This is a genomic window from Pseudomonas sp. P1.31, from assembly GCF_001269815.1.
In the GTDB taxonomy this organism is placed as follows: Bacteria; Pseudomonadota; Gammaproteobacteria; order Pseudomonadales; family Pseudomonadaceae; genus Aquipseudomonas; species Aquipseudomonas rustica.
Genome location: NZ_LHVN01000042.1, coordinates 1 through 7,742 on the forward strand (window position 1 = coordinate 1; position 7,742 = coordinate 7,742).

At 60.0% G+C, this 7,742-nt stretch carries 6 protein-coding genes; 4 read left to right on the forward strand and 2 right to left on the reverse strand.

Annotated elements, in window-relative coordinates:
- Nucleotides 1–69: 69 nt before the first annotated feature.
- Nucleotides 70–1,131, reverse strand: coding sequence for a phosphorylcholine phosphatase (locus AD669_RS25665; protein WP_053124763.1), 1,062 nt, complete (start codon nt 1,129–1,131; stop codon nt 70–72).
- Nucleotides 1,132–1,372: 241 nt separating this feature from the next.
- On the opposite strand from AD669_RS25665, the gene AD669_RS25670 reads away from it, so the two are divergent.
- Entirely contained in the window at nt 1,373–2,764 is a 1,392-nt protein-coding gene (locus tag AD669_RS25670) for an L-cystine transporter (RefSeq protein WP_053124765.1), read from the forward strand.
- 90 nt (nt 2,765–2,854) lie between these two features.
- Here AD669_RS25670 and AD669_RS25675 read toward each other — a convergent pair whose 3' ends face one another.
- On the reverse strand, nt 2,855–3,367 hold the full coding sequence (locus AD669_RS25675) for a dihydrofolate reductase (RefSeq protein ID WP_053124767.1): 513 nt from the start codon (nt 3,365–3,367) through the stop codon (nt 2,855–2,857).
- 85 nt (nt 3,368–3,452) lie between these two features.
- Between AD669_RS25675 and AD669_RS25680 the strand changes: the two genes are divergently transcribed.
- The 3 genes from AD669_RS25680 to AD669_RS25690 all read left to right on the forward strand — a co-directional run bounded on the left by AD669_RS25680 (nt 3,453) and on the right by AD669_RS25690 (nt 7,582).
- Entirely contained in the window at nt 3,453–4,826 is a 1,374-nt protein-coding gene (locus tag AD669_RS25680; RefSeq protein WP_053124769.1) for a DUF2868 domain-containing protein, read from the forward strand.
- Complete coding sequence (locus AD669_RS25685; protein WP_053124771.1) at nt 4,819–6,204, forward strand: GTPase/DUF3482 domain-containing protein; 1,386 nt, start codon at nt 4,819–4,821, stop codon at nt 6,202–6,204. The genes AD669_RS25680 and AD669_RS25685 overlap by 8 nt, the downstream gene beginning before the upstream one ends.
- A 232-nt stretch (nt 6,205–6,436) precedes the next feature.
- Nucleotides 6,437–7,582 (forward strand): integrase core domain-containing protein, encoded by a 1,146-nt coding sequence (locus AD669_RS25690; protein ID WP_053120739.1) that lies wholly within the window; start codon nt 6,437–6,439, stop codon nt 7,580–7,582.
- The last annotated feature ends 160 nt before the right edge of the window (nt 7,583–7,742 follow it).

A 7,742-nucleotide genomic window follows, 5' to 3' on the forward strand; every position in this document is an offset into this window, starting at 1 on the left:
TGCGATCTTTTGATCTTGCCCTTAAATCAAGATCAAAAGATCGCAGCCTTCGGCAGCTCCTACAGGGGGTTACTGAATTTCTTCAGGCTTGACGATCACCCAGTTCTTGTCCGCCGTCACCGGCAACCCTTCCTTCGCCTGCGCCGCCGCGTGTTTGGCCATCATGCCGTTCAACTGCGTCATGTACTTGTCCTTGCGGTTGATCCACAAGTGAATCCCGCCCTTCGCCACGTCAACATCGTGGAACAGCATGTAACCGTCGCTGGTCGGCGTATCGCCACCGACCAACACCGGTTTTTTCCACTCGTCGATGTAAGTGAGGATCGCCGCGTGCTTGCCGGCCATCCACGTCGCCGGGGTCCACAGATATGGCGTCAGTTCGAGCCCTAGGTTGGCCTTCTCGTCATATTTACCGGCGGTGATCTGCTTGCGCGCGGTGGTCAGTTCGTTAGTCTCGCGGTTTTTCAGCAGCGTGGTCACGCCGATAACGTTCTGCGGTTTGACGTTGTAGCCGTACTTCGGATCCGCCGCGACCATGCGCACCAGTTCTTCGGAAGCCGCGGTCATCACGTAAACCTCGATGCCGTTCTCCATCAACTTGTTGTACAGCTCAACCTGGCCGGTGAAGATTTTCGGCGGATTGACGTCGAGCTTCTTGACTACATCGCCTTCGTAATAAGTCGCCGGCACCGGTTTGCCCGAAGCCATCAGCTCATCGACGTAGCCTTTGAGTTCCTTGAGGGTGAAACCGGAGAACACCTGCGCCACCCACGGGTAGCAGACCATGTCGTCGACTTCGCAGAGGCGATAGTAGTAACTGAACAAGCTTTCCTTGTGGTCGGCGGTGTCCTTGAACGGCATCAGTTTCAAGGAGGGGTCGAGTTTGTCGCGGGTGATCAGGCCCTTGTTTTCCATGAACGGCAACAAGGACTCTTCGAGGTCGTAGCGGTAACTGGTGTTGTCCATGTCGAACACCGCGTAGTTACCCTTGTTGGCGTTGGCCGCGATCATCGCGTCCAGCGCTTTGGCCTGATCGGCGGGCCAGTGTTTCAGGTCGGTGGCGAAAGCCTGAGAAGCCAGGCCCATGCCCACAGCCAGTGCGACAGCCAGAAATTTCGGTGCGAATTTCATCGACGCTTTCTCCCTGATGTAAAAGCATCGACGCTAACAAATGTGTGTGACAGTCCTCGTCTGTCAGCGACCGCCCTCGCCGCTATTTGCGCCAGATGCATTGCCGAGAGCGACACGCGCTTATTCCAAAAACGACGGACGCCCGAAGATTTCGGTATTAAATCATTGCAAATCAAGCTGTTAGGCTTGCCGGTTCGCAGCAGCCCCGGAAGGCTGTTGGCAAAGTCTTTCTGGAGTTCTCATGAACCTACCGTTGATTCTCAACCTGCTGGTGTTCCTCGCCCTGCTGTTCGGTCTGGCGCAAACCCGCCACACCACGTGGAGCCTGGCGAAAAAAGTCCTGCTCGCGCTCGCTCTGGGCGTGGCTTTCGGCGTGGCGCTGCACACCGTTTACGGTGCCGGCAACCCGATTCTGAAAACCTCGATCGGCTGGTTCGATCTGGTCGGCAACGGCTACGTGCAGTTGCTGCAAATGATCGTTATCCCGCTGGTGTTCGCCTCGATCCTCAGCGCCGTGGCGCGTCTACACAACGCGTCGTCGTTGGGCAAAATCAGCTTCCTGACCATCGGCACCCTGCTGTTCACCACCGCGATTGCGGCGCTGATCGGCATCGGCCTGACCAACCTGTTCGGCCTCACCGCTGAAGGTCTGGTCGCCGGCACCCAGGAAATGGCCCGTCTGCAAACCATTCAGACCGACTACGCCGGCAAGGTCGCCGACCTGAATGTGCCGCAACTGCTGCTGTCGTTCATCCCGCAAAACCCGTTTGCCGATCTGGCGCGGGCCAAGCCGACGTCGATCATCAGCGTGGTGATTTTCGCCGCATTCCTCGGGGTTGCCGCGCTGCAACTGCTCAAGGATGACGTCGAAAAAGGTCAGAAAGTGATCAACGCCATCGACACCCTGCAAGCCTGGGTGATGCGTCTGGTGCGTCTGGTGATGAAGCTGACCCCGTACGGTGTGCTGGCGCTGATGACCAAAGTGGTCGCCGGTTCCAACCTGCAGGACATCATCAAGCTCGGCAGTTTCGTCGTGGTGTCGTATCTGGGCCTGGGCCTGATGTTTGTCGTACACGGTTTGCTGGTGTCGGCGGCCGGGATCAATCCGCTGCGTTTCTTCCGCAAGATCTGGCCGGTGCTGACGTTCGCATTTACCAGCCGTTCGAGCGCGGCGAGCATTCCGCTGAGCATTGAAGCGCAGACCCGTCGTCTGGGGATTCCGCAGTCGGTGGCGAGTTTTGCGGCATCGTTCGGTGCGACGATTGGCCAGAACGGTTGCGCGGGGCTGTACCCGGCGATGTTGGCGGTGATGGTTGCGCCGACCGTGGGCATCAACCCGCTGGATCCGCTGTGGATCGCGACGTTGGTGGCGATTGTGACGCTGAGTTCGGCCGGTGTGGCCGGTGTCGGTGGCGGCGCGACGTTCGCGGCGCTGATCGTGCTGCCGGCGATGGGTTTGCCGGTGTCATTGGTGGCGTTGCTGATTTCGGTTGAACCACTGATTGATATGGGGCGGACGGCGTTGAACGTGAGTGGTTCGATCACGGCGGGTGCGATTACCAGTCAGGTGATGCAGCAGACTGATAAAGAACTGCTGGATGCCGATGAGCATGCGGAGTTGGCTCAGGCCTGATGTAAAGCAAGATCAAAGGATCGCAGCCTTCGGCAGCTCCTACAGGGGGAACACGGATACCGTGTAGGAGCTGCCGCAGGCTGCGATCTTTTAAGCCTTCTCCCAGACTTCGAAGTTGTACGCGGGTTTGTCGCCTTCAGCCGGATTCGGCACATTCGACACCAGCTTCCACTGCTCCGAATCAAACTCCGGAAACCACGCATCCCCTTCCGGGCTCAACGCCACGCGCGTCAGATACAGACGATCCGCCTGCGCCAGCCCTTGCGCGTACAACTGCGCGCCACCAATCAGCATCAGCTCATCAACGCCCTGCTCTTTCGCCCATTCTTCGGCGCGAACCACCGCTGCTTCCAGCGACGGATACACCTCGGCACCTTCCAGCACCAGATCGGCCTGACGGCTAACGACGATGTTCAAGCGCCCCGGCAACGGTCGGCCGAGCGAATCCCAGGTCTTGCGACCCATGATGATCGGCTTGCCCAAGGTCGTGGCCTTGAAGTATTTGAAGTCCCCCGGCAGGTGCCAGGGCATGCTGTTGTCGACGCCGATCACGCGGTTTTCACCGAGGGCTGCGATCAGGCTGAGGGGGAGTGATTTAGTCATGCCGGCGAGGATACCAGAGCCGCGCTTACCCCGATAAGCGCCACAGCGGTTATGCTCAGCGCTGGATTAAGCGACGGGATGCCGCGTGACTGAACTGACTCCACTGCAAAACCTCTGGCTCACCGAGACCGTGCGCCTGCGCGAAGAACACGCAGGCCCGCTGGAAGATCTGGAAGCCAATCGACTGGCGCGCGCGGCCGGCGGCGATCTGCCGAGCCGCATTCAACGCCGCGCGTTATGGCTGGCCGAACGTGACGGGCTGACGGCAGCACTCAAACACTGGCTGCAAGGCGCGCGTCTGGCGCTGGTGTTGCTGATGATCTTCGCGGCGCTGAGCGGCGCCGGTCTGGCCTTCGCCGCACTCGGCCAGACGCCGGTCAATGTGTTCTGGGCCTTGGGCAGTCTGCTCGGGCTGAACCTGATTCTGCTGCTGAGCTGGTTGCTGGGCTTGATCTTTGCCGGCGAACACGGCGCCACGCTCGGACGATTGTGGCTGTGGCTCAGCGAAAAACTGGCCCGCGACGCCAAAGCCGCGCAACTGGCGCCCGCCCTGCTGCTGATGCTGCAACGCAAGAAACTCAATCGCTGGGCGCTCGGTACGCTGGTCAACGGTTTGTGGTTGCTGGCGATGCTCAGCGCGCTGATTCTGCTGCTGACGCTGATGGCGACCCGGCGCTACGGCTTCGTCTGGGAAACCACGATTCTCAGCGCCGACACCTTTATCCATGTCACCCACGCGCTGGGGTATCTACCGTCGCTGCTCGGCTTCAACGTGCCGACGGTGGAGATGATCCGCGCCAGCGGCGACGGTGCGCTCGACATCGAAAGCGCCCGTCAGGCCTGGGCGACCTGGCTGGTTGGCGTTTTGGTGGTGTACGGCGTGCTGCCGCGTCTGCTGCTGACGCTGTTGTGTTTCTGGCGCTGGAACAGCGGCAAAGCCGCGCTGCGTCTGGACTTGAACCTGCCCGGCTACGCGCAATTGCGCGAACGTCTGATGCCGACAAGCGAACGCCTCGGCGTCAATGATCCGGAGCCTGCGCAACTGCACCGCGTTGAAAGCAGCGTCGGCGAACTCGCCAGCGAAGGTGCGCTGCTGGTCGCCATCGAACTCGACGAACAACGCCCATGGCCGCCCGCGCTGCCGAAAAATGTCAGCAATGCTGGCATCCTCGACAGCCGCGAATCACGCCATAAACTTCTCGAACAACTCAGTCGCTTCCCGCCGGCACGTCTGGCGATTGCCTGCGACCCACGGCGCTCACCGGATCGTGGCAGCCTCGCCTTGATCGCCGAACTGGCGCGCAACGCCGGAGAAACCCGCGTCTGGCTGCTGCAAGCGCCGCCCGGTGAAGCGCTGGATGCCGAACGCCTCGGCGACTGGCACATCGCGCTGCAACAGCTTGATCTGGAGTTTGCCGATTGCGCGCCGTTGAACTGGCTGGAGACTGGCCATGACTGATGCCTGGAAAGCGCCGCTGAAACTCGCGGTGGTCGGCCACACCAACGTCGGCAAGACCTCACTGTTGCGCACGCTGACCCGCGATGTCGGTTTCGGCGAAGTCTCCCATCGCCCGAGCACCACGCGGCATGTCGAAGGCGCGCGGTTGTCGGTGGACGGCGAGCCGTTGCTCGACCTCTACGACACGCCGGGGCTGGAAGATGCCATCGCCCTGCTGGATTTTCTCGAACGTCTGGAACGCCCCGGCGAACGCCTCGATGGCCCGGCGCGGCTGGCGCGGTTTCTCGACGGCAGCGAGGCGCGCCAGCGTTTCGAGCAGGAGGCGAAAGTGCTGCGGCAACTGCTCGCCTCCGACGCCGGTTTGTATGTGATCGACGCGCGCGAACCGGTGCTGGCCAAGTACCGCGATGAACTGGAAGTGCTCGCCAGTTGCGGCAAACCGCTGCTGCCGGTGCTGAATTTTGTCAGCAGCGCCAACCATCGCGAGCCGGATTGGCGTGAGGCGCTGGCGCGGCTGGGGCTGCATGCGTTGGTGCGTTTCGACAGCGTGGCGCCGCCTGAAGATGGCGAGCGGCGGCTGTATGAAAGCCTCGCGCTGCTGCTGGAAAATGCTCGTCCGCAACTGGAACGGTTGATTGCTGATCAACAGGCTCAGCGCCTGGCGCGTCAGCAAAGTGCGGCGCGATTGATTGCTGAGTTATTGATCGACTGTGCGGCTTGTCGGCGCAGTGTGGTCAGTGAAGCGGAGCAGGAACAGCAAGCCATCAGCGAACTGCGCAAGGCTGTGCGCCAGCGCGAGCAGAAGTGTGTTGAGGCGCTGCTCAAGCTGTATGCGTTTCGTCCGCAGGATGCGGCGGCAAGTGATTTGCCGTTGCTCGATGGGCGTTGGGGTGATGACCTGTTCAACCCGGAAACCTTGAAACAACTTGGTGTGCGGGTGGGTGGCGGAATTGCTGCCGGTGCGGCGGCAGGGGCTGGTGTGGATTTGCTGGTTGGCGGGATTACCCTTGGCGCAGCGGCGTTGGCGGGGGCGATTGCCGGGGGTGCGCTGCAGACGGCGCGCAGTTATGGCAGTCGCTTGCTCGGCAAGATTAAAGGGCAGCGTGAGCTGACAGTGGGTGATGGGGTGTTACGGCTGTTGGCGCTGCGCCAGCGGCAGTTGGTGTTGGCGCTGGATCAGCGTGGGCATGCGGCGATGGATGCGGTTCAGGTCGCTACTCCGCAGGATAAGACTTGGCGCGAGGGCAAGTTGCCGGAGGCGCTGAGCAAGGCGCGGGCGCATCCGCAGTGGTCGTCGTTGAATCCGCAGGCGAAATTGAATCAGGCGGAAAGGCAGGAGCAGATTGAGGCGTTGGTGGAGAAAGTGCTTGAGCTGTAAACGCCGACCCTCACCCCAGCCCTCTCCCGGAGGGAGAGGGAGCTGACCGTGTTGTTCTTCCGTCATACATCGACCTGAGATATCCAGTCGAACTCAGGTTTTGAAAGGCATGAAGATCGGCTCCCTCTCCCTCCGGGAGAGGGCTGGGGTGGGTAAAGACCGGGTACATCCTTTACGTTTGAGACCGGGGACATGGTTTACAGGTATCAATCATGGTCAGGAGGTGCTGACCATGCCCTGGAATCAAGAGTCCCCAATGGATCAACGAGTGAAGTTAGTCAGCGACTGGCTTGGCGGCAGTTACACCAAGAGCCAATTAAGCCGGCGCTATGGCGTCAGCCGTCCGACCATCGACAAGTGGCTGGAACGATACGCAGCGTTGGGCGTAGATGGCTTGAAAGAGCAATCGCGCAAGCCGTTGAACTGTCCTCATCAAACGCCCGACGAAATCATCGCCAAGTTGCTGGCCAAGAAAAACGAACATCCCGATCGGGGACCCAAACAGATCATTGATCGCCTGCGCGTTTCCGATTCGCATATCCAATGGCCGGCGGCGAGTACCGCCGGGGAGTGGCTGAAGAAAGCTGGTTTGGTGGTGGCGCGACGGCCCTATCCCCCGCGTCCCCGTGCTCCGACACATTTGCGTCCGGTCGACGCGCCCAACCAGACTTGGTGTGCTGATTACAAAGGGCAGTTCAAAATGCAGGACGGTAATTGGTGCTATCCGCTGACCATAACCGATCAGATGAGCCGCTTTTTATTCGTCTGTCGCGCTTTGCCCAGTACGCACGGAGCGCCGACGCGGGAAGGCTTCGAGTGGGCTTTTCGAGAATATGGGCTGCCGGATGTGATCCGCACTGACAATGGCGCTCCTTTCGCATCGACAGGTCTGGCGCGACTTTCGAAGTTATCGGTTTGGTTTATCAGGCTTGGAATCCATGTCGAAACGATTACGCCAGGCCGTCCCGACCAAAATGGTCGACATGAACGGATGCATCGAACGTTAAAGGCAGCAGTGCCACCGGCGGAAAACTTGGTGCGCCAGCAGCTGGCTTTTCAGGATTTCATCCAAGACTTCAACCACCACCGACCGCATACCGCGCTGGGCATGAAACCACCGGCATCTGTCTATAGCCCGTCGATACGCGCTTATCCGGGTTACTTGCCTGCGCTTGAATATGGTTCCGATGTTGAAGTGCGCAAGGTTCGGTCAAATGGGGAAATCAAATGGAAAGGACAGCTGATTTTTCTAGGAGAGGCTCTGATTGGAGAGGACATCGCGCTGAAGGAGGTGGCTGATGATGCTTGGGAACTGTATCTTTGCAGCCACTGTTTAGGCAGGCTTGAAAGGGGCGCCAAACGCGTTTCAAGCCTGTAAAGGTGTAAACGATGTCCCCGGTCTAATTTGTAAAGGATGTACCGGTCTCTACACACCCCAGCCCTCTCCCGGAGGGAGAGGGAGCTGACCGTGTTGTTCTTCCGTCATACATCGACCTGAGATATCCAGTCGAACTCAGGTTTTGAAAGGCATGAAGATC

Coding starts and splice junctions, on each gene's coding strand:
- AD669_RS25665 (WP_053124763.1), bottom strand. CDS start 1,131: ATGAAATTCGCACCGAAATTTCTGGCTGTCGCACTGGCTGTGGGCATG.
- AD669_RS25670 (WP_053124765.1), top strand. CDS start 1,373: ATGAACCTACCGTTGATTCTCAACCTGCTGGTGTTCCTCGCCCTGCTG.
- AD669_RS25675 (WP_053124767.1), bottom strand. CDS start 3,367: ATGACTAAATCACTCCCCCTCAGCCTGATCGCAGCCCTCGGTGAAAAC.
- AD669_RS25685 (WP_053124771.1), top strand. CDS start 4,819: ATGACTGATGCCTGGAAAGCGCCGCTGAAACTCGCGGTGGTCGGCCAC.
- AD669_RS25690 (WP_053120739.1), top strand. CDS start 6,437: ATGCCCTGGAATCAAGAGTCCCCAATGGATCAACGAGTGAAGTTAGTC.